Genomic DNA, 22,297 nt, shown 5'->3' with positions numbered 1-22,297 from the left:
GATTTTGATTATCGACCGGCCCGTTTGATGTAGCATGTGCACAGGGCCCGAACGCTCATGAATGCATGGCGTAACATAATGGTGTGGCGGCTAAGCTGATACCCTAGGGGTATATCACCATAGATCTTTCGAGCAGGGATTACATATATGACAACGATTCTCAAGCATCTTCCGGTTGGTCAGCGTATTGGTATTGCGTTCTCGGGTGGTCTGGATACCAGCGCCGCGCTGCTTTGGATGCGTCAAAAGGGCGCGGTTCCTTATGCGTATACCGCAAATCTGGGGCAGCCAGATGAGGATGACTACGATGAAATCCCTCGTCGGGCTATGGAATATGGCGCGGAAAATGCTCGCCTTATCGATTGCCGTAAGCAGCTGGTTGCTGAAGGTATCGCTGCGATTCAGTGTGGCGCATTCCACAACACGACAGCGGGCGTGACCTATTTCAACACCACGCCGCTGGGTCGCGCAGTGACCGGGACGATGCTGGTTGCGGCGATGAAAGAAGATGGCGTGAACATCTGGGGTGACGGCAGCACCTATAAAGGCAACGATATTGAGCGTTTCTATCGCTACGGCCTGCTGACCAACGCTGAACTGAAGATTTATAAGCCGTGGCTGGATACCGATTTTATTGATGAACTGGGCGGTCGTCAGGAGATGTCCGAGTTCATGGCGCAGGCAGGGTTCGGCTATAAAATGTCGGCCGAGAAAGCCTATTCCACCGATTCCAATATTTTGGGTGCGACGCACGAAGCGAAGGATCTGGAATTCCTGAATTCCAGCGTCAAAATCGTTAACCCGATTATGGGCGTGAAATTCTGGGACGAGAACGTCAAGGTTCCGGCAGAGGAAGTGACCATCCGTTTTGAACGTGGCCATCCGGTTGCGCTGAACGGCAAGACCTTTGCCGATGATGTTGAACTGATGCTGGAAGCGAACCGTATCGGCGGACGTCATGGTCTGGGGATGAGCGATCAGATCGAAAACCGTATCATTGAAGCAAAAAGCCGTGGCATCTATGAAGCGCCGGGAATGGCACTGCTGCACATTGCCTACGAGCGTCTGGTTACCGGTATCCACAACGAAGACACCATCGAGCAATACCACGCCAATGGTCGTCAGCTGGGTCGTTTCCTGTATCAGGGACGCTGGTTCGATTCTCAGGCACTGATGCTGCGTGATGCTTCTCAGCGTTGGATCGCTAGCGCTATTACTGGCGAAGTGACGCTGGAGCTGCGTCGCGGCAATGATTACTCCATCATGAATACCGTGTCTGACAATCTGACCTATAAACCAGAGCGTCTGACTATGGAGAAAGGCGACTCGGTCTTCTCGCCAGATGATCGTATCGGCCAGCTGACCATGCGCAATCTGGATATCACGGACACGCGTGAAAAACTGTTTAACTATGTTGAAACAGGCTTGCTCTCTTCCTCCGCCAGCACGGGTCTGCCGCAGGTAGGCCAATTGCAGGATAAAACAGAGAAATAACGCAGAGATTAAGTAAGATAAAAATCCGGAATCGTCTTGCGTTTCCGGATTTTTTTTATCTGTTTATCATAGGTTTATGTTTGGCCTTCTCGCGGTGTTTTTTCGTATATGAACTCTTGCTTACAGTGCAGGTTGCATCTGTACAACTATCGTGGAAAGGGACAGAATACCTATAAATAGTCGGCCTGAATAATAATCTGAAGGCGAAGGAACTGTGGGATGGCGTATCAGTTTTTTGAGGTTATGCATTAACTTTTCAATGGAGGAAAAATGTTAGAGATATTTGATGTAAATCACGCTTTGTTGTCAGAAACGAAATCAGAAGAGCTATTTACCCTCAGAAAAGAGACGTTTAAAGATCGACTGAATTGGGCGGTGCAATGTACTGATGGAATGGAGTTTGATCAGTATGATAATAATAATACGACCTATCTTTTTGGTATAAAAGATAACACGGTTATTTGTAGTCTGAGGTTTATCGAAACAAAATACCCTAACATGATTACTGGAACATTTTTCCCTTACTTTAAGGAGATAAATATTCCTGAAGGGAATTATCTGGAGTCTAGTCGGTTCTTTGTGGATAAATCGCGAGCGAAAGATATCCTCGGCAATGAATACCCCATTAGCTCGATGCTGTTTCTTTCGATGATTAATTACTCAAGGGATAAAGGCTATGATGGAATATATACCATAGTGAGTCACCCTATGCTGACGATATTAAAACGTTCTGGCTGGGGAATCAGCGTGGTTGAGCAAGGTTTATCAGAAAAGCAGGAAAGAGTGTATTTAGTTTTCCTTCCCGTTGATGATGAGAATCAGGAAGCGTTGGCTCGTCGTATTAACCGCAGTGGGACATTCATGAACAACGAACTGAAGCAGTGGCCTCTACGAGTACCTGCCACTATTGTACAGGCTTAATGAGTTGTAATTCAACGCCGAGCCTTATGGCATGCTTGGCATTCAGGACGCCCAGTTTTTTCACAACGTTGCCGATATGAAATTTTACCGTGCTGGTTTTGATTCCGAGAATAATAGCGACTTCCAGATAGGTTTTACCCATGCTGGCCCAGTAAAGAATTTCGTTTTCTCGTTGAGAGAATATTTCTTTATTGTTTGACGGTTTTTTGCTTTCAATCATCTCTCTGCAAAGAGAGATGATTTTTTCATATGCATCAATTAACAGCATCTGAAAGGTGTCTTTTTTCTCTTCAATGAATGTTTCAACATCATCTGGATATGAACTGTCCACGATAATAGATAACATCGCCAGGTTGTCGCCATGATCGTGAAGCACAAAAGTATATCCGTTAATAATATTATATTTTTTAGAGAGATCGAATATTTTGGCAAGCTGTAACCGGGTGTTAATAACGAGGCTTTTCTCCCATGAGAAAGGAGATATCTTGTTAAATGAGGCAAGAACAACAGGATCAATATGTTGATACTTGTTTTCTTTATAGAGGTTAACCCATTCATCGGGATAACTTGAAATGATGATCATTTGAGATGGATTCTTCTTATTGAGAACCATAAATGAGAATTTTACGCCGTCGTAGTGATCCAAGTTTTTATTGAAGTGCTTTTTAATTACTCTGCTTATTATTTCACTATCGGTAAACAATGGCGACATCTCATGACCTCAGTCTGAAGAATCAACATCCCTATAATGAAAAAGTATATACCTACACCTGTACCTAAGTCTAATTGTTATGTGTGAGTGAAAAAACATACAATCTTAAGATAATGTTAAGGGCGTAAAGCAAAAGAAATAAACACCGCTCAGGATAAGCGCGATGATTGGCTAACATCAGGGAATGCTAATTAAGCAAGATTTATCAATAGTATAATAAGAATAGTCTTCTCTAATGGCCTGTCATTCTACAGGCCCATGGAGTATGGGTTACTGGATTGTATCAGTGTCGTGTTTTCACAAGTCACATTTACCTTTCATATTATGCTCTCTTCCTGCGCGACCTATCACGCCTCATCGATATTGTTGTATTCCCACAGCCTATTGAAATGTCTATCGTCCAGATTGCGGGCTAAATCCCTATTACCCGTAAAAGGCCGTGCAGTGGTTGCCGCTGCTCCCCACGGTTGTTCTCTGTCATAGCTGGCGTCAATCGTGCTGTCGCGAATCACTAACTGACCGTTTGCCGTCTGACCCGGCAGGTATCCCGTTTGCCTTGCCCCCTGATCCCAGGCTCGGCCTAATCTGGCTTTTTTTCCTCTTCTGAAACCTTCATCACCCGTAAAGCGGCACTTCACCGCCAGAAAACCGTATTGCACCCACGGCATGCTGTCAGGCGCAAAGACATGGATATCTTTCGCTCCACGGCTTGCAACCGTATGAAAGTGGACGCGCTCGAATACCGCGGTTGCACGCCCAAAAACGTAATCGACATCGCCCTCAATGTAACTGTCTTTAATGTAGGCGCGGCTGTAGCGATCCGTGACGTACTCGTTGCGGAGGTTGCTGGTATTGACGAAAAAGGTATCCTGACGACCGATGAGGCGAACCCTTTCAAGTTGTACTTTGTCGCCGTCGGTGCGCAGCGCGACAGCCTGATGTGCGCGACCATCTACCGTATCCAGCAGGGTATTCACCACTGTCAGGTTCTTCAACTGGAAATGGTCGCTCTGCGACCACACTACGGCGGAACAAATGGTATCAATCGTCGCGTTCTGCTTCGACGCACAGAGATCGTACATATACCAGGCGGGATCGTCGGGTTGATATTCGCTGTGAGGATTCACTGTTTCCCGATAGGTTGCTGGTGAAAACATCGAATCCAGCGCGAGCTGAATCACCACGTCATCCGGTTGTTCTCCCGCCCCAAAAAGCGTGAGCGGTGGCGCATCGGCGGGAATGTAGACCGTGCCGGTATAGGTGCCCGGCAACAGTTTAATGGCAATACGCTCCTGATCTTGCTGTGCTCGGAGTGCGGCATTGACCGCCTGTTGAACATGAGCGTGGGTTGCCCCATTCACCCCCACCTGCGGCCCCACAACCCAGCACGTAGCCGGATCGACCATAATCGGCGCGGGTTGCCAAACGTCGGCGTCAGTATGGTTACCGTGTTCAGGCGGCGTAAAATAGTGCCGTAGCGTAAAGCGACTCGCTTCCTGCTCGGAAAGAATGGGGCGAGAAACCGTGCCGGGGGAGACCGTTTTATTCATGCTACTCTTCCTCCGTTAGCGGCAAGATCCTCTGAAATATCATGGGTTTTATGCCCGAAGCGCAACCGATAGGTTGAGGGGGTGAGATGTAATTGCTGGCGAAAATGGTGGCGCATTGAGGCTGCTGTACCAAACCCCACCGTTTCGGCGATTTTATCGATTGATAAGCGCGTGTTTTCCAGTAAATCGAGGCCGCCATCGGCAACAACGTGTATACCGCCTGTTGCTCGCATTGCCCCATTTTCTAAACCCGCGACCGCGAATTGATACCAATTTTCTCCCATTTCGGGGCGCGGTAGGCCGAACACCTCAACAGCAATACCAAACTCGAATGTACACAAGCCATCATAAGCAAGTACGACAACAAGCGGGTTGAACATCGATTCCTTCACCTCAATAACTTGTCATGATATCGACGATATATGGCAATAATGCCATCTGCCAGCCGTTATGTATCCGTTTTATAGTCAGGTTTCATGCCAATCTGTGAGGAAACCCCATGAGTTACGTGACTGACTATCCCTTTGCTGCTGCTGATATCGCCCTGTCCCATTTTTCACGGCGTTTATCCGTTGAAACCGACTGTGCCGATGTGGCGGCATCCCTCTCCGACATGCAGCAGGACTTTGTGTTACTGCATGTGGTGGGATCGCCGAAGCATTTTACCGCGCGCCATATACCGGGGGCGATTCACCTTCCACACCGTGAAATCACACCTGAGCGTATGGCTGAGTGGCCTGATGACACGCGGTTCGTCGTCTATTGCGCGGGACCACATTGCAATGGCGCAGATCAGGCGGCCTTAAAGCTGGCGCAATTAGGTCGCCCGGTAAAAATTATGATAGGGGGAATCACGGGATGGGAAGACGAAGGTTTTGCCTTCGCCTGATATCACTTACCTATGGCAGAGGGGCTGCCCCTTCTGCCGCACCTAATTCCCCTGATACCACGTCCAGATCTTGATCAGCACTGCCGCTGATACACTCCAGCATACGACGGCCGCGAGCAGCGCCTGTGGCAATTTCATCCACGCAGTAAAGTAATAAAGTGAGATGAGATAAACCAGATAAGGAATCACTGACCAGATGCCAAACAGGATGGTGGCGCGTAGCGCGTCCAGCCCACGCTCAGTGCCAACAATATAATGTGCGATCAGCGCGAATGTGGGGAATAGCGGCACCAGCCCGGCAATATAATAGTTTCGGCTTTTCGCCAGTACGCTGATGAGTAATACGATCAGCGCACCAATAACAGATTTAATAAACAATGACATAAGTATAACTTCTGGTGTAATTAAGCATCGTGAATGCACAGAGAATAGCGAAAAAGTATCGGGATGGAATAGTGCGATCATACAGCTTAAGATTTCAATTCGTGGTGATTTCGTTATTCTTAGCAACAGAATGAATAAATATCGCGCACGATAATCTCCTTTTTTATAAGGATATTGTTCGCCGGTAAAACGATAAGACTCTGGAAAGGATTGATATTGAATACTCAACATCATGCATTCACTAAGGGATTGGTTCCTCTAAAGATTATTGCTACCGGCTGCGCACTTCCCGCGCAACGGGTGACGTCGGCTGAATTAGATGTACGGCTCAATAAACCTGCCGGTTATGTCGAAAGCCGTTCCGGTATTCTCTATCGCCACCATGCGGATAATCAGGCTAGCCAGGCTGAACTCGGTGTGGCGGCGTTAAATGACGCGCTGGCGCGCGGCGTTATTCCGTCGGCTTCCATTGACCTGCTGCTGTTTGCTTCTGCGATTCCCATTCAGGCGCTGCCTTATAGCGCCAGCCATGTATTAAAAGCGTCGTCTTTGCCGAAAGGGACGGCCTGTTTTGATATTAACAGCAGCTGCGTCAGCTTTATTTCCGCTCTTCAGGTGGCGGCTGGGCTGTTAAATACGGGTGCCTATCGGCGCATTGCCATTGTCTCTACTGAACTCGCTTCGCGCGGTATTGACTGGGATGACGAAGAGTCGTCGCTGATTTTTGGCGACGGCGCCGCCTGTGCCATTGTCGAACGTGGCGATGGTCGTAGCGGTATTGCGGCGTGTCTGCTGGAAACCTATCCGAAGGGCAGCGAACTGTGCCAGATTCGCGCAGGCGGCACCTTACGTAACCCGCGAGCGGGGATGGAACTGCATGATTTTCTGTTCCATATGCAGGGAAAACGGCTATTCAGGCAGGCTTCTGCCCTGATCGAAGGCTATCTGCAACGGCTGCTGGAGGCCAGCGGCTATTCGCTGGCGCAGATGGCGGCAGTGGTTCCACATCAGGCCAGCCACTTGTCGCTGGAACACATGCGGAAGCGGCTGGCGATCCCGACGGAAAAGCTGATTGATATTTATCGCTACCACGGTAATCAGGTGGCGGCGTCGATTCCGACGGCGCTGCATCATGCCATCGTGACGCAACGTCTGCCAGAAGGGGAACCCGCGATGCTGGTCGGTACGGCCGCGGGGCTGACGCTGGGCGGCATGGTACTGATTCCATGAGAGTCTTCGTCACGGGCGCGACCAGCGGGCTGGGGCGTAACGCGGTGGAATGGCTGCTTCAGGCTGGGCATCAGGTGCTGGCCTGTGGGCGCGATCGCACGGTGGGGTTGCAGCTTGAAGCATTGGGCGCGCAGTTCGCCGGGATTGATTTGGTCGAAACCTCGGTCGAGCAGTATCGATTATTGATGACCGGCAGTGATGTCGTTTGGCACTGTGCCGCGAAATCCTCACCGTGGGGTCAATATACTGATTTTTATCAGAACAATACTGAGGTAACGGCACGACTGGCAGAGGCCGCCGGTCAGTTGGGGATCCCGCGCTTTGTGCACATCTCCACGCCTGCGATTTATTTTGATTATCAACACCACCGGAATATTGATGAAAGCTACCGCGCGGTGCGTTTTGCCAATCACTATGCGCAGACCAAATTTCTGGCGGAAGAACGGCTTCAGGCGCTGACGTCGCGCTACCCGCAAACGACCTACGTGATTCTGCGTCCGCGCGGCCTGTTTGGCCCACATGATCGCGTGATTCTGCCGCGAGTTCTGGAACAGATCGCGGTGGGTGGCGGCGTACTGCGGCTCCCGCGCGGGGGGAGCGCGTTGCTGGATCTGACGTTTGTCGGCAATGTGGTGGAGGCGATGGCACTTGCCAGCCAGCGTTCGGGGCTGGTTTCTGGTTCGGCGTACAACATCACCAATCATGAACCAGAACGCCTTGCGGATATGCTTGAGCAACTGCTGGTCGGTCAATTGGGGATGCATTATCGCGTTAAGGCCGTGCCGTATCCGCTGCTGCATGCGGTGGCTGGTGGCATGGAGCTGTTCTCGTGGTTTAGCCGGAAAGAGCCGCTGCTGACGCGCTACAGCGCGGGGGCGGTGAATTTTGATATGACGCTCAGCGCGGAAAAAGCGCAGCAAGAGCTGGGCTATCAGCCGCGTTTTTCCCTCCAACAGGGCATCGCGTTAACCGGTAGCTGGTTCAAAACACATTTTGCGCAGCGGAGCACTGACGGACATGGCTAATATTTCAACGTTTGAAGTCGGGTACTGCCTGCATCCGGGCTGTATGGCACTGCGTGGCGCAGGGTGGAAAGTGTGCCGTTTTCCAGCACGCGTCTGGATGCTGGAAAGTCAGGGCAAGCGCTGGCTGTGGGACACCGGTTATGCGCAGCATTTTACCGATGCCACGCGTTCTGGTCTGTTCCAGCTATACCGCAGGATGACGCCCGTACATTTCGAGACGAAAGACGCGCTGATTCACCAGCTACACGGCCAGGGCATTCAGCCTGCGGACATCGACGGCCTGATTATTTCCCATTTTCACGGCGACCATATTGCGGGGCTGCGGGATTTCCCAGACGTGCCGTTTATTTGTTCGGCGCTGGGATGGCAGCAGACGCGGAATCTGCGCGGTTTTGCGGCCCTGAAACGGGCGTTTGTGCCTGCGCTGATTCCTGAACATTTCGAGCAGGCGCTCCAGTTTGTCGAAAACTTCCCGCTTACCGATCTGCCAGCCGAGCTGGCGCCGTTTACGCAAGGTTATGCGTTGCCAGGTAGCGATAAAGAGATCGTGCTGGTGCCGCTGCCCGGTCATGCCGTCGGACATCTCGGTGCGTTTGTGCTGACTGAAAACGGCTGGGTGCTGCTGGCAAGCGATGCCGCCTGGTCGCCGCACAGCTATCGCGAAGGGCGCGGGCCGTCGCGGTTGGCGAATCTGGTGATGGACGATCCACAAGCCTATTACCACACGCTGGATCAATTGCACCAGTTGCACCTGAACGGGCAGGTCGAGATTCGGCTGTGTCATGAGGGTGACCTATGATTCCGCTGATGACGATCTGGCACTATTTCCGTGCCAGACGCCTCACCTTTGCCACCCGTCAGGCGCTTGAGCGCCATCAGCAGCGCCAGCTTGCTCGCTTTGCACGGCGGGTGCTGGCGCATAGCCCCTATTTTCGGCCTTATTGCCAACTGCCGATTAGCGCCTGGCCGATGATGGATAAAGCCGTGATGATGGCCGAATTCGATCGGATGAATACCGCCGGGCTGAAGCGGGATGAACTGCTCGCCTGCGCGCGCCGTAGTGAGGAGGATCGTGACTTCACACCGAATGTGAACGGGTTCAGCGTCGGGCTGTCGTCCGGCACCTCCGGGCAGCGTGGGCTGTTTGTCGTCAGCCCGCGCGAACAACAGGTGTGGGCGGGAGGCATGCTGGCGAAAATGCTGCCGGACGGTTTACGTGCCGGTGAGCGGGTGGCGCTGTTCCTACGGGCGGATAACAATCTGTACCACAGTGTGGATAACCGCTGGCTCAGCCTGTCGTTTTACGATCTGTTTGCGCCGTTTTCCGCACATGTTGCGCGGTTGGAAGCGTGGTCACCGTCGATTATCGTCGCACCTGCGCAGGTGCTGCGCGAACTGGCGCTGGCGGTACAGCGCGGTGAACTGCGCCTGTCGGTCAAAAAGGTGATTTCCGTGGCCGAGGTGTTGGAACCGCAGGATAAGCAGCTGTTGCAGCAGGTTTTCGGGCAGGTCGGGGAGGTGTATCAGGCGACAGAAGGCTTTCTGGCCTCGACCTGTGAATACGGCACGCTGCATCTCAACGAAGAATTTATTCACATCGAACCACAGTGGCTGGATGACACTCGCTTTACGCCCATCATTACCGATTTTACCCGCAGCACGCAGCCGATTGTGCGCTATCGGCTGGACGATGTGTTGGTGAAGCAACAAACGCCCTGTGCATGTGGTCGAGTGACGATGGCGATTGCCCGCATCGAAGGGCGCAGCGATGACAGCCTGCGATTGCCGGATAGCAACGGTGAGCCTCAGACCGTGTTTGCCGATCTCTGTAGCCGGATTATCGCCAATGCGCTGCCGCTGCATGCCGACTATCGGCTAATTCAGCAGGGAGAAACGACGCTGCATTTATCCGCCGCGTGTAGCCTGCCAGCGCTGGAAGCCTGTCGGGACAGTCTGTCGCAGCAGTTTGCGCGACAGGGGATTGATACATCGCGGCTACGGTGGCATCTCACCGCCGGTGAGATTGCGCCAGCGTTTACGCAGAAGCGCAGACGGATTAGCCGCCTGAAGGAGAGAGCATGAGGCGATTTCCTCAAGCCGCGACGTTATTACGGCTGAAAGCGCTGCTCTTCGGCTGGGGAACGGTCGGCGTGGTGTATCAATTGAGCGCACAGTTTCAGGGGCAGGGAACGGTGCTGCCGATGTCATTTGTTGATGAGTGGATTCCCTTTAGCCCTTCAGCGATCTGGCTGTATCTCTCTTTTTTCATCATTGTGCCGCTGTCTTATTTATCCTGCCCGATCGCGCGTCTGGCTGGGCTACGCCGGGCCACGCAACTTAGTGCGTTGATCGCGGGTGCGGTGTACCTGATTTTTCCGACCACGATGGTGTATCCGCAGGTCGTCGGGGACGATCTCTCCACTCGTCTGCTACAGCTTTTGCTGCTTATCGACTCGCCGCAAAATTGCCTGCCGTCGCTGCATATTGCGCTAACGGTGCTGGCGGTGTGGGCAATGAGCGATCGCCAGCACAAGGTGAAAACCGGTTTGTACCTGCTCTGGGGTGCCGCGATTGCTTTTTCCATTCTGCAACTGCGCCGCCATCTGTTCATCGATCTGGTGACCGGGGCGATGCTGTCGGGCATGACCGGATGGATTTTTCTGCGTAGCCGAGAAGCGGTAAGGGCTGTTTCTTCACGGGCTCCGTTGCCTAACGATAAGCGCCATCAGGAATGACATCATGATCGATTTGGCCTTACCCATTGTCTTTATGCTGGTTGTGGTGATTGGTGAAGCGCTGGTTCTACAGTGGATGCAGCGTGAGAAGGTGAACTGGCATGACGTGGTTTTCAACCTGAATTCCGGGCATATCATGCTGTGGCTGTTTCGCAGCGTGGAAATTTTTTGTTATGGCTATGTCGCGGCGCATTTCAGTTTGGGTTGGGTAGAAACCTGGCCGCCGGTGCTGATGTGGCTGTTCGCGATACTGGCCTGGGATTTCGGTTTTTATTGGCTACACCGTCTGCACCATACCTTTGGCGTGCTCTGGGCGGTGCATGTGGTGCATCATCAGGGGGAGCATTTCAATCTGTCGCTGGGCGTGCGTAACTCCTGGTACTCCTCGCTGACCTCCATTCCGTTCTTCCTGATTCTGGCGCTGCTCGGTGTGCCGCTGTATATGTTCGTCACGGTGTCCATTCTGCATTACAGCGTCCAGCTCTTTAACCATAACGCCATGACGCCCAAACTGGGCTGGCTGGAAAAGGTGCTGGTGACGCCGGTACACCATCGCGTACACCACGTGAACGATCGTGCATACGCTGATAAGAACTTCGGCGGCACCTTTATTTTTTGGGACAAACTGTTCGGCAGCTTTTGCCCACAGCTGCCTGACACGCCTTTCCACTACGGTGCTGGAAAAGACACGCCATCGAAAAACCCGTTTTGGGCCAGTAACCTGCCTTTTATGTCGTACCTGAAGCTATCGGTGCGCCGCACGCGTCAGGCGACGTTTGCTTGTACGCCAGTGGCGCTGATTGCCGGTGCCATGCTGCTGTTTGCGCTGGTGGTGGGCTATGTCTACCTGTATGGCTACGGCTATGATTCCGCGAACCTGTCGCAGGCGGCGCTCTTCCTATTGCTGGTGGCGGGCGCGGTCGCCTTGGGCGGGATTTCCGAAGGGCGACGCTGGGGCATTTACGTCTGGCTGCTGGTCGTTCTGCTGTTCCCTGCGGTGTTTCTTGTCTATCTGAGCTGGGAAGCGCTCTACTGGAAGATAACGATGCTGATGCTGGCGCTGCACGGGTTGGCGATGGCGTTCGGCTGGGGTCGATATCCTCTGACTGGAGAGCATGAAAATGGCTAATCTACTTCCCGCCAGACCGTATCCGGCGCAGGGGGAACAGGCTTTTCATCGGGCATTACAGCGCGAAACGTCGGCCTACCTTCGCGCTAACCACGATCATCGCTTTGCGGATCGCGGCCAGTTCGTGAAGGCCGGATTACTCTTTTTATGCTGCATTGCCTGTTATGCGCTGTGCTTAATGCAGCAGACGGCGTGGGCGTTTTTCCTGAGCTATTTTTCTTTCATCATGCTGTCGATGTTATTGAACATCATCGTGAATCATGACGCCTCCCATAATACGTTTTTCCGCAATCGAACGCTGAACCGCATCGTCGGGCGGGTCGTGACGTTGCCGTTAGGCATCGATCCGGACTATTGGCGTTTGCGCCATGTGGGCTTCCACCATATTTACCCGAATGTGGAACATTACGATCTGGATACGGAAGAGAATGGGGTTTTTCGCCAAACGCCTTTTCAGCGTCACCGCGCCTACATGCGCTATCAGCACCTTTACTGGCCGCTGGTCGCGTCGTTGTCGCTCCCTTATATCGCCTGGATCTTTGACTGGGCCGATCGCTTGGGTAAAACCCCCGTTAACGCTCGCGTGGTGCAATCAGGCTACCGTGGGTGGATGATTTTTATCGGTAGCAAAGTCGGTCATATCGTGCTGCTACTGGTGATTCCCATCGTGGTGGGGGCTGCACAGGGCATTAGCCCGGGCATCGTGCTGTTAAGTTATTTGCTGGGCCAGATGTTGGCCTCGTTGCTGGTGGTCTTTTTACTGCTGGGGTCGCACTGGGCGGAAACGGAATTCTATGCTGTGACCGATACGGAGGTCATGCCTCTGGGCTGGTATCAGCACAACTTTGCGACCGCCTGCGACTGGCTGCCGACGCCGCGCTGGCTTGAGCACTGGACGGGTGGGCTGCACTTACATCTGACGCACCATCTTTTTCCAGGGTGGCATCACCGTCATTACCCTGCGCTCGCCGCTATCTTACGGCGCCTTGCCGCCGAGCATGGTATGGACTATCGCTGCATTACCTATCGTGAACTACTGGCCAGTCAGCGCCGGTTTTTAAAATTGATGGGCGAAGGTAACGATCGGCGGACTGCGCAACGTGGTGTGGAAGAAAGGGCAGGGGAAAGATGATGCCTGCACCGCTAAAGCCGCTACGCTATGAGCAAGGTCGCGATCTGGCGTTACATCGGGCGTTGATGAAGGCCGCGAATGACTATCTGGCGGAAACGGGCGACCACCGTTTTGCCAACGCCGGGTTTATCGGCAAGATGGTATTTCTGGTGGCGCTGTGTCTGACATTTTATGGCTTCAGCCTCCGGCAGACGACGCTATGGGGTTTTGCTGGCTGCTATTTTGGCTTTATTTTCACCGCCATGTTTCTGGCGGTGAATGTGATACATGATGCCTCGCATAACGTCTTTTTCCGGCGACCGTGGGCGAATCGCCTGCTCAATATTGTGGTGAGTATTCCGCTCGGCATGGATTCCGACTGCTGGCGAGTGAGGCATGTGATTTTCCATCATGCTCACGTGAATGTGCAGCACTACGATTTGGATATCGAAGAGAACGGCGTCTTGCGGCAATCGCCCTACCATCGGTTTCGCTTTTTTATGCGCGCCCAGCGCTACTACTGGCCGATGGTGGCGTCGCTGACCTTCCCCTGCATCATCTGGTTTTTTGACTGGATCGATCGCGCGGGGAAAACGCAGGTGACGCGCAATATGACGCTTCAGGGCATGAAGGGCTGGGGTGTTTTCCTGCTTTCAAAAGCGCTGCATGCCTTGCTGGCGCTGGCGATTCCTTACTGGCTGTTGTCGCCGACCATCATTAGCGTCAGTTCGCTGCTGCTGGTTTATCTGCTGAGCCAGATGCTGTCGTCGCTGATTTTTGTCGTCCTGATCCTCGGGTCGCATTGGGCAAAAGGAACGTTCTATCAGGCACCGGAAGATGGCTTATTCAGGCATGGTCGCTATCAGCATGTTTTTTCCACCACCGTGGATTGGTCTACCCACCCCGCCTGGCTTGGCTACTGGCTCGGGCAGCTCAATATGCACCTGACCCACCATATTTTCCCCAACTGGAATCATCGGCATTATCCCGCGCTGTCGAAAATTATTGCGGACGTTGCCCCACGTTACGGCATTGATTATCAATGCATTACGTTAAAGGCGATTTTGGTTGAGCAGCAGCGGTTTCTTAAAAAAATGGGAAAAGGCTAAAAACATCACGTTATCCGTCTTTATCAATAACTTCGGCTTTATTTGTATTCAAGGAGCGATACCTCATGCGTTATTTATCTCTGGCCGTTTCATCCCTGCTGGTCTTTTTTACCTCGTCCGTCTGGGCGATGGATTGCAGCAAGGCCAGTACAGACAGCGAGAAAATGATTTGCGCCAGCAGCCGCCTACAGCAGCTTGATACCGTCTTGAACAAGGCCTATCAGGGTTACGTGAAACAAGCAGACAACGCGCAGGCGCGTCAGGAGCAGCGCGCCTGGTTGGCCGAACGTGACCGCTGTAAGGATGACGTTTGCCTGGGAAATGAGATGATTTCCCGTATTCAGACGCTTTCCGGGAGTGAAAATATCTCCCTGATTACGCAGGCATCAGAGCAGTGGGACTTTGTGCTCAGCGTGGCGACGTGCGATCTCGACTCTTCTTACTCAACCTGTGAAGGCCCCGGCACGCTGGATATCTTTAAGAAAGGGCGTGGTGAGCTGTTCCAGCGTATCACGATGGAAAATATGTTTATCGAGTTGAACAAAAAGGGTGAGGTGACGGCGAATCTGGTTGAGGTCTACGGCGAGAACAACAGCGGGCTGGTGATTGATGACGCTAACTTCGATCACCACGCGGATATCATCGTGCGTAATGGCAATAGTGGGGCTTATGGTGGGCCGTCTTACGATGTGTTCCTGTTTGATGTGGAAAAGCAGCAGTTCACCCTGAATGCGTCGCTGACCGAGTTAGCCAGCACCAACCTCGGCTTGTTCGATATCGATGAGAAAAGTAAGATCATTACGACGTTTACCAAAAGCGGCTGCTGCTGGCATCAATGGTCTGCCTATCAGATCGCCAATAATCAGCCTGTCCTGATTGCCGAAACCACGGAAGCCTATTCCGAAGAAAAACAGGCGATGGTCGCTACCACGCGCGAGCTGGTGGGCGGCAAGTGGAAGGTGAAGGAAGAGATCGTAAAAACCGACGAACAGTAATATTTTCTGCTTCATAGACAGGCGCCGTGGTTGAATGCGGTGTCTGTCACTGCTTCGTTTATTCCCCCTCCGTTGTCGTTATTCCCCGTGTTCCCCGAGACTTTGCAAAAGTGTTACGTCAGGCGTGCTCAGCATGACTTTTTTGCCACTTGCTAGACTGAGATGGCAGCCATGAAAAGGTAAATGCCGCGCAGAACGCGCAGCATGGCAAAACTTCACAAAAAAGACGTGTTTTATTAACAACTCGTTTATGCGTTGTATTCTCTAACCCTACTTTGGAGATGCCTGACATGAGCACCACCCAGAAACGTATGTACATCAACGGTGAGTTTGTTGAAAACAGAAGCGGGAAATGGATTGATGTGGTGAATCCAGCCACAGAACAGGTTATTTCACAGATCCCGGAAGGGTCCGCTGACGACGCAAAGCGAGCGATAGACGCGGCAGAAGCCGCACAGCCGGGCTGGGAAGCGCTGCCTGCGGTTGAGCGCGGTGTCTGGCTGCACAAGATTGCCGATGGTATCCGCGAGCGTGAAGCCGAACTGACCGATACTATTATCGCGGAAGGCGGTAAGACGCACGGTCTGGCGCAGACGGAAGTGCTGTTCACCGCTGACTACCTCGACTACATGGCGGAGTGGGCGCGCCGTTATGAAGGGGAAATTATTCAGAGCGACCGCCCGAATGAAAACATCTTCGTTTTCCGCAAAGCAATTGGCGTCACGACCGGTATTCTGCCGTGGAACTTCCCCTTCTTCCTGATTGCGCGTAAAGCGGCACCGGCGCTGATTACCGGTAATACCATCGTCATCAAACCGAGCGAGATCACACCGAATAATGCGGTGATTTTCGCCGAAATCATTCACAAGATTGGCCTGCCGAAAGGCGTCATCAATTTCGTTACCGGCTACGGACCAACGGTCGGGCAAGAGCTGGCTGCTAACCCGAAAGTCGGCATGGTTAGCCTGACTGGCAGCGTGGCGGCGGGGGTTGCGACCATGACGGCGGCGGCGCAGAACGTCACCAAAGTGTCGCTGGAACTGGGCGGTAAAGCGCCAGCCATCGTAATGGACGATGCGGATCTCGATCTGGCCGTGAAAGCGATTGTCAGTTCCCGCGTCATCAACAGCGGACAGGTGTGTAACTGTGCCGAGCGCGTTTACGTGCAGAAAGGCATTTACAAAGAATTTATCTCCCGTATTAAAGCTGCGATGGAACAGGTGACCTTCGGCAACACGGCGGAGAAAAAAGCGCTGGATATGGGGCCGCTGATCAGCGCGGCGGCGTTACAGCGTGTGGAAGACAAAGTCGCAAAAGCGGTATCGCAGGGCGCGAAAGTGCTGCTCGGTGGCAAGCGCGAAAGCGGTACGGGCTATTTCTACCCGCCCACGCTGCTGGTGGACGTGAAACAGGAGATGCCGATCATGCACGAAGAGGTGTTTGGTCCGGTGCTGCCGGTCGCGACCTTCGACACGCTGGAAGAGGCGATTACGATGGCGAACGACAGCGAATACGGCCTGACGTCATCGATCTATACTCAAAACATCAACACCGCGATGAAGGCGCTGAAAGGGCTGAAGTTTGGTGAAACCTATATCAACCGTGAGAACTTCGAGGCGATGCAGGGCTTCCATGCGGGCTGGCGTAAATCCGGTGTGGGCGGGGCGGACGGCAAGCACGGCTTGCAGGAATACCTGCAAACGCATGTCGCGTACCTTCAATTTCACTAAAGGCAATTTTATTCAAGTCATGCCGATCGTTTAAGCATCGAGATACACGGGGCGACCACAGGGGTGAGGTGTCCCTGCGGGACCCTCACCCTGTGTTTCCCCTAAAAACGGACTTAAGTGAACAGCATGAATTTCACTAAAAGCAGCTCCAGTAACGGTCATTCCACTTACCGTAACCGTGGCACAAACAAGAAGAAGGATGGGAAAGGACGATGATCATCTCTGCTTCAACGGACTACCGGGCGGCGGCGCAGCGTAAGTTGCCGCCTTTTCTGTTCCACTACGCCGATGGCGGCGCGTATGGCGAGCACACGCTCAGGCGTAATACTGCCGATCTGGCGGATATCGCGTTGCGTCAGCGCATCCTGAAAAATGTTTCCGACCTCAGCCTGGAAACCCAACTGTTCGGCGAAAAACTGGCGATGCCGGTGGTGCTGGCTCCCGTTGGCCTGACCGGAATGTACGCCCGACGCGGCGAGGTTCAGGTTGCCCGCGCAGCGGCGCAGAAGGGGATTCCCTTTACGCTGTCTACCGTCTCTGTCTGCCCGATTGAGGAAGTGGCTCCTGCCATTAATCGGCCGCTATGGTTCCAGCTCTATGTGCTAAAAGACCGCGGCTTTATGCGCAACGTGCTGGAACGCGCACAGGCGGCAGGGGTCAAGACGCTGGTGTTTACCGTGGATATGCCGACGCCGGGTGCGCGCTATCGCGATGCGCACTCTGGCATGAGCGGCCCGAATGCGGCGATACGCCGTGTTTTGCAGGCGATGGTACATCCACAGTGGGCATGGGACGTTGGCCTGAACGGTAAACCTCATGATCTGGGCAACGTTTCCGCCTATCGCGGTACGCCGACGACGCTGGAAAACTATATCGGCTGGCTGGCGGAGAATTTCGATGCCTCTATTTCGTGGCAGGATTTGGCGTGGATCCGCGAGATGTGGAAAGGGCCAATGATCATCAAGGGCATCCTCGACCCGGAAGATGCCAAAGAAGCCGTCAGGTTCGGCGCAGATGGCATTGTGGTCTCCAATCACGGCGGTCGTCAGTTGGACGGCGTGCTCTCGACGGCACATGCATTGCCCGCTATCGCCGATGCAGTGAAAGGCGATATCACCATTCTGGCGGATTCCGGTATTCGTACCGGGCTGGACGTGGTGCGTATGATTGCGCTGGGCGCGGATGGCGTGATGCTCGGGCGCGCGTTTGTCTACGCGCTGGCAGCAGCAGGCGAAGCGGGTGTGGTTAATCTGCTGAACCTGATTGAAAAAGAGATGCGCGTGGCGATGACGCTCACGGGAGCTAAAGCAATTGCCGATATCACCACCGACTCGCTGGTGCAGGCGACCCAGCGGCGGCTGGATGGCCTGTAAGCACGGATGACGCGGCGAGAGGCATTTACCGTCTCCTCGCCGCGCTTTCTGATAGTATTTCACCGGACGACGGCTTTTTCCTATATTGCAAACGCTCCACTTCGTTCTATATTTCGAGAGCAGATTGAACGAAGGGGAAATCGTTGTGAATATTAAAGGGCTTACGAAGGGATTCTTCATCCTGATCTTATTTGTCGTTACGCTGGCGTTTTTTGACATATTGGCGCCGTATTATTCCGCCATCTTGTGGGCGGCGGTGTTGGCCGTCATCTTCCATCCGCTGAAAAGCAAAATTCGGCAAAAATTAAACGATCGCAACGGTGTTGCCTCGCTACTGACGGTCCTGATCATCTTCCTGATCGTCTTCATTCCATTGGGCGTGATTGTTTCCTCGTTGGTGGTTGAGATTAACGGGGTTTACACCCGATTGCAGGACAGCAATACGCAATTCCCGGTGGTGCTGGCGGAGCTGCTTCAGCATTTGCCGAAGTGGGCGCGGCATTTCCTGGCGGAACACAATCTGGATAACGCCGCCAAAATACAGCAAGAGCTGTCGCAGGTTGCGTTGAAAGGCGGGCAATATCTGGCGGGAAGCGTATTGCTGATCGGTAAAGGTACGTTCACCTTCTTCGTTGGTTTCGGGGTGATGCTCTACCTGCTGTTCTTCCTCCTGAAAGACGGTTCCTATCTGGTAAACCTGATTCTGGAATCACTACCGCTTTCCACCCATGTTAAGCACCACCTGCTGGTGAAATTTGCCGCGGTATCCCGGGCGACCGTAAAAGGCACCGCTGTGGTGGCGATTGTGCAGGGGACGTTGGGCGGCATTGCGTTCTCCATCGCAGGAATAGAAGGGAGCCTGCTGTGGGGCTCGCTAATGGCGTTCCTATCGCTGATCCCTGCCGTAGGCTCGGCGATTATCTGGGTTCCCGCCGCGATCTATCTCTTTGCAACAGATATGCTCTGGCAGGCCATCTTCATCGTCGCGTTCTTCGTGCTGGTGATTGGGCTGGTGGATAACATTTTGCGTCCGCTGCTGGTGGGGAAAGACACTAAAATGCCGGACTATCTGATTCTGATCGCCACGCTGGGCGGCATGGAAATCTACGGGATTAACGGTTTTGTGATTGGTCCGCTGATTGCCGCACTGTTCATCGCCTGCTGGAACATCCTCTCTGGGCGGGATAATCAGGAAAATATTGAAGGCATCGACGAAGATTTTATCGAGGAAGGTCGCTTGTACGCGAGTACGACCACTCCCGAAGAGGCTGATGCGGAGGGGAGTCAGACGGCGGATCATCGGGCGCGAGAAGGTAACGAAACGGCGAGTAAGAAAGCCGAATAAGGGGATGTCGAGATAAAATAGCCTGTCAAATGACGGAGTGTGGGTGAAAGGACCTGCCTTATAAACTCACACGGCACAGCGCTGGAGCCACGGGTGTGGCTCCACTGTGAACTAGAAGGATGTCCAGTCCTGCGTGTCACTTTTCGGTGTTTTCAATGTGGAACTTTTGGGGGATCCCGCGCTGCCTAATGCCAGTTCTGGCACGATGGATAAGCGTGCTGGTGTGCCTGATTGTGCCAGTTTGAATGCGCTGACGGTCTGTGTTAGCACATTTGCCTGAGATTGTAACGATACTGCTGCTGCTGCAGATTCCTCAACCAGTGCGGCATTCTGTTGCGTTGTGGTATCAATTTGTCCAACCGCGATATTTATCTGGCTGATACCATCACTCTGTTCCTGACTGGCCTGAGATATTTCAGCGATGATGGCATTGACGTCAGAAACATGGCTCGTCAGGGTATTCATCGTCGCTTCGGCTGAGTCGACTAACATCATTCCCTCTTGCACTTTGTTTACTGAATCATCAATTAATTCTTTGATTTCTTTTGCTGCTGTGGCGCTGCGTTGTGCCAGCGAACGTACTTCACTGGCGACCACTGCAAAACCTCTCCCCTGTTCGCCCGCTCGTGCGGCCTCAACAGCCGCGTTCAACGCCAGAATATTCGTCTGGAACGCAATGCTATCAATGACGCTGATGATTTCGGCCATACGCTGAGATGAATCACGAATACCACGCATTTTTTGGGTCACCGATGTCATGACGACACTGGACGTTTCGGCGGCTTCAGATGACTGGCGTGAAACCGCCATCGCTTGGCGGGTATTGTCAGCCGTATTTTTGATGGTGGATGTGAGTTCTTCCATTGATGATGCGGTCTGTTCCAGTGAACTTGCCTGCTCTTCAGTACGAGCGGAGAGATCCTGATTGCCTGCTGCGATTTGTGATGCCGCTGTTGAAATCGCCTCGGAACCATCGCGAACTTGGCTCACAATGTGGCATAGGCTGGTATTCATATGGCTCAGCGCGGCTAACAATTGCCCTGTTTCATCTTGGCGATTGCTCACAATCTGTGAAGTCAGGTCGCCTTCAGCCACACGATTCGCGATGGTCAGTGCTTGCTGAATGGGTTGGGTTACGCTGCGGGTGATCACCCACGCGGCTATGGCTCCAGAGATCGCACCGATGCCGATCAACGTCAGCAAAAATAAACGAGAATGCTGAAAATCTTCATCCATGACATCCAGTGTTTTCATCATGGCATTGTCTTTATAGTCGACGTAGCGTTGGATTTGTTCAATAAAAAGAGTTTGAGCACGATCTAAGCGATTAGCAAACTCGGCCTTTGCGGCTTCACGGTTTCCTGCGGTGATGGCGGCGATCAGTGCATCGCCCGAAGCGATGAAATCATTGCGTGTCGGCGCCATATCCGACATGATTTTTTGCAGTGTAGGATCATCGCTTTCCGCTGAGTCCTGAATGATTGCCTTCAATATCGTTCTGCCCTGTTGGCGAATTTTCTCAATCGAATTTAATGCATTCCGCAGTTGTTGTTCGTCTTCTGCCAGCAATAAACGGTCATAGCCCAGTACCGTTTCATCAATGGCCTGACGTAGACGATTTGCGTCAACGGTATCTGAGTAGGTGTCGGTTACGATTAATTTTGCACTTTGATTGAAATCTGATAATCGGGTGACAGATAAGGTGCCGACAAGGAACAACAGAATAATCAACCCAGAGAAACCTATGCCTAGCCGATAACCAATGCGCCAATTTACGATGCTCATCTTTTTTCCTTTACCTGATAATTATGTGGATTTAATCATTGTTATGAGTGGTGGTAAGCGATGTCATTGCCCTGGGAGTCCTATGTGAAGCGGAATAATTAAAATTCATTTTTAACAATAGGATAAGGGGTTGTATGCCATTGATTTTTTACAATAGCCGATTGGCTTAGCCACATTCTTGTACGGTATGGAGTATCGGACGAAGGGGTAAAATCTTTATTAAATCGATCGTTAAAAGCATTTAAAATCAAAAAAACAAAAAGAAAAAACCTATCAATATAGTTTCATCGATCGTTAAAATCAACGAAACGATAAAAATAGAAATTGAACATGTCATAGGAAAAAGTAACGTAAACTTTACGGGTGGAATCGCGGAGGAAAAGGGATGTTTTCTCTGGTGAAAGCAAGGTGATTTTATTTATCTCTGGCAGTAACGTTGGGTTTTAAAATGATGATATTAAAGAATAAAAATATATTTTTTATTTTATAGAGGTGGCTGTCATTTTATAAAATCATTCTTTTAGGCACTTAAGGCAACGTATTTGCAGCCTTAAGTGTGGGACGTCGTTACCACCAGCCCAAATTGCTGCCTAAACCGACTATGATGGCAATCACGATAAAAACAATCGTTGGTTTACTCATGTTTGTTCCGCTTGATGCAAGAGTGAATACGTTGTTCATGGCGTGTGTGAGAATAAGGTAAATAGTAGCGATGGTCTATGATTAGGTGGAATCAAGAGTATGTAGGGGAAAGGGCAGGATTTTCTACTGCCTTTGCCT

General features: G+C 52.3%; 20 protein-coding genes and 1 pseudogene. 15 read left to right on the top strand and 6 right to left on the bottom strand.

Annotated elements, in window-relative coordinates; all coding sequences use genetic code 11:
• The first annotated feature begins 147 nt into the window (after nucleotides 1-147).
• Together argG and carI are read left to right on the top strand one after the other, a co-directional pair.
• Nucleotides 148-1,494, top strand: coding sequence for an argininosuccinate synthase (argG, locus tag LCF41_RS21385; protein ID WP_225086248.1), 1,347 nt, complete (start codon nucleotides 148-150; stop codon nucleotides 1,492-1,494).
• 270 nt (nucleotides 1,495-1,764) lie between these two features.
• Nucleotides 1,765-2,415 carry an acyl-homoserine-lactone synthase CarI gene (carI, locus tag LCF41_RS21380; RefSeq protein ID WP_225086247.1) on the top strand — a complete coding sequence of 217 codons (651 nt, stop codon included), beginning with the start codon at nucleotides 1,765-1,767 and terminating at the stop codon, nucleotides 2,413-2,415.
• Here carI and LCF41_RS21375 read toward each other — a convergent pair.
• The 4 genes and pseudogenes from LCF41_RS21375 to ftrA all read right to left on the bottom strand — a co-directional run.
• Nucleotides 2,399-3,127 carry a helix-turn-helix transcriptional regulator gene (locus LCF41_RS21375; protein ID WP_225086246.1) on the bottom strand — a complete coding sequence of 243 codons (729 nt, stop codon included), beginning with the start codon at nucleotides 3,125-3,127 and terminating at the stop codon, nucleotides 2,399-2,401. The two genes, carI and LCF41_RS21375, sit on opposite strands and share 17 nt — an antisense overlap.
• A gap of 347 nt (nucleotides 3,128-3,474) precedes the next feature.
• Complete coding sequence (pemB, locus tag LCF41_RS21370; protein ID WP_225086245.1) at nucleotides 3,475-4,677, bottom strand: pectinesterase PemB; 1,203 nt, start codon at nucleotides 4,675-4,677, stop codon at nucleotides 3,475-3,477.
• Nucleotides 4,674-4,817 carry a hypothetical protein gene (locus tag LCF41_RS22220; protein WP_250160563.1) on the bottom strand — a complete coding sequence of 48 codons (144 nt, stop codon included), beginning with the start codon at nucleotides 4,815-4,817 and terminating at the stop codon, nucleotides 4,674-4,676. The genes pemB and LCF41_RS22220 overlap by 4 nt, the downstream gene beginning before the upstream one ends.
• Nucleotides 4,818-4,835: 18 nt before the next feature.
• A pseudogene (gene ftrA / locus LCF41_RS22215) lies at nucleotides 4,836-5,057 on the bottom strand (transcriptional regulator FtrA); the annotation flags it as partial.
• A 119-nt stretch (nucleotides 5,058-5,176) separates the two neighbouring features.
• Here ftrA and LCF41_RS21360 point away from each other — a divergent pair.
• Nucleotides 5,177-5,566 (top strand): rhodanese-like domain-containing protein, encoded by a 390-nt coding sequence (locus tag LCF41_RS21360; RefSeq protein WP_225086243.1) that lies wholly within the window; start codon nucleotides 5,177-5,179, stop codon nucleotides 5,564-5,566.
• A gap of 42 nt (nucleotides 5,567-5,608) precedes the next feature.
• Here the strand turns inward: LCF41_RS21360 and LCF41_RS21355 are convergent, their stop codons facing one another.
• Nucleotides 5,609-5,950 carry a GlpM family protein gene (locus tag LCF41_RS21355; protein WP_225086242.1) on the bottom strand — a complete coding sequence of 114 codons (342 nt, stop codon included), beginning with the start codon at nucleotides 5,948-5,950 and terminating at the stop codon, nucleotides 5,609-5,611.
• 216 nt (nucleotides 5,951-6,166) lie between these two features.
• Between LCF41_RS21355 and LCF41_RS21350 the strand changes: the two genes are divergently transcribed.
• From LCF41_RS21350 to LCF41_RS21295, 12 genes are all read left to right on the top strand, one after another.
• Nucleotides 6,167-7,180 (top strand): 3-oxoacyl-[acyl-carrier-protein] synthase III C-terminal domain-containing protein, encoded by a 1,014-nt coding sequence (locus LCF41_RS21350; RefSeq protein ID WP_225086241.1) that lies wholly within the window; start codon nucleotides 6,167-6,169, stop codon nucleotides 7,178-7,180.
• Nucleotides 7,177-8,205, top strand: a complete 1,029-nt coding sequence (locus LCF41_RS21345; RefSeq protein ID WP_225086240.1) for an NAD-dependent epimerase/dehydratase family protein — start codon at nucleotides 7,177-7,179, stop codon at nucleotides 8,203-8,205. Before LCF41_RS21350 ends, LCF41_RS21345 begins: the two co-directional genes overlap by 4 nt.
• Nucleotides 8,198-9,004: an MBL fold metallo-hydrolase gene (locus tag LCF41_RS21340; protein WP_225086239.1), complete on the top strand. Its 807-nt coding sequence runs from the start codon at nucleotides 8,198-8,200 to the stop codon at nucleotides 9,002-9,004. Before LCF41_RS21345 ends, LCF41_RS21340 begins: the two co-directional genes overlap by 8 nt.
• Nucleotides 9,001-10,287 carry a F390 synthetase-related protein gene (locus LCF41_RS21335; protein ID WP_225086238.1) on the top strand — a complete coding sequence of 429 codons (1,287 nt, stop codon included), beginning with the start codon at nucleotides 9,001-9,003 and terminating at the stop codon, nucleotides 10,285-10,287. Before LCF41_RS21340 ends, LCF41_RS21335 begins: the two co-directional genes overlap by 4 nt.
• Nucleotides 10,284-10,940: a phosphatase PAP2 family protein gene (locus LCF41_RS21330; RefSeq protein ID WP_225086237.1), complete on the top strand. Its 657-nt coding sequence runs from the start codon at nucleotides 10,284-10,286 to the stop codon at nucleotides 10,938-10,940. The genes LCF41_RS21335 and LCF41_RS21330 overlap by 4 nt, the downstream gene beginning before the upstream one ends.
• Before the next feature lie 4 nt (nucleotides 10,941-10,944).
• Complete coding sequence (locus LCF41_RS21325; protein WP_225086236.1) at nucleotides 10,945-12,069, top strand: sterol desaturase family protein; 1,125 nt, start codon at nucleotides 10,945-10,947, stop codon at nucleotides 12,067-12,069.
• Nucleotides 12,062-13,201, top strand: coding sequence for a fatty acid desaturase family protein (locus LCF41_RS21320; RefSeq protein WP_225086235.1), 1,140 nt, complete (start codon nucleotides 12,062-12,064; stop codon nucleotides 13,199-13,201). The genes LCF41_RS21325 and LCF41_RS21320 overlap by 8 nt, the downstream gene beginning before the upstream one ends.
• Nucleotides 13,201-14,289 carry an acyl-CoA desaturase gene (locus LCF41_RS21315; RefSeq protein WP_225088244.1) on the top strand — a complete coding sequence of 363 codons (1,089 nt, stop codon included), beginning with the start codon at nucleotides 13,201-13,203 and terminating at the stop codon, nucleotides 14,287-14,289. Before LCF41_RS21320 ends, LCF41_RS21315 begins: the two co-directional genes overlap by 1 nt.
• 65 nt (nucleotides 14,290-14,354) lie before the next feature.
• Complete coding sequence (locus LCF41_RS21310) at nucleotides 14,355-15,284, top strand: lysozyme inhibitor LprI family protein (protein ID WP_225086234.1); 930 nt, start codon at nucleotides 14,355-14,357, stop codon at nucleotides 15,282-15,284.
• A gap of 290 nt (nucleotides 15,285-15,574) precedes the next feature.
• A complete protein-coding gene (gene aldA / locus LCF41_RS21305) occupies nucleotides 15,575-17,014 on the top strand; it encodes an aldehyde dehydrogenase (protein WP_225086233.1) in 1,440 nt (479 codons plus the stop codon).
• Between the two features lie 212 nt (nucleotides 17,015-17,226).
• The gene (gene lldD, locus LCF41_RS21300; RefSeq protein WP_225086232.1) at nucleotides 17,227-18,387 is read left to right on the top strand and encodes an FMN-dependent L-lactate dehydrogenase LldD; all 1,161 of its coding nucleotides are present in this window, start codon (nucleotides 17,227-17,229) and stop codon (nucleotides 18,385-18,387) included.
• A 145-nt stretch (nucleotides 18,388-18,532) separates the two neighbouring features.
• On the top strand, nucleotides 18,533-19,732 hold the full coding sequence (locus tag LCF41_RS21295; protein WP_225086231.1) for an AI-2E family transporter: 1,200 nt from the start codon (nucleotides 18,533-18,535) through the stop codon (nucleotides 19,730-19,732).
• Between the two features lie 111 nt (nucleotides 19,733-19,843).
• Here the strand turns inward: LCF41_RS21295 and LCF41_RS21290 are convergent, their stop codons facing one another.
• Nucleotides 19,844-21,517: a methyl-accepting chemotaxis protein gene (locus LCF41_RS21290; protein ID WP_225086230.1), complete on the bottom strand. Its 1,674-nt coding sequence runs from the start codon at nucleotides 21,515-21,517 to the stop codon at nucleotides 19,844-19,846.
• Nucleotides 21,518-22,297: the final 780 nt, after the last annotated feature.

Source organism: Pectobacterium colocasium (assembly GCF_020181655.1).
Taxonomy (GTDB): Bacteria; Pseudomonadota; Gammaproteobacteria; order Enterobacterales; family Enterobacteriaceae; genus Pectobacterium; species Pectobacterium colocasium.
Note: the sequence above shows the minus strand (reverse complement) of the source record. Positions and strands in the feature narration are given on the sequence as shown.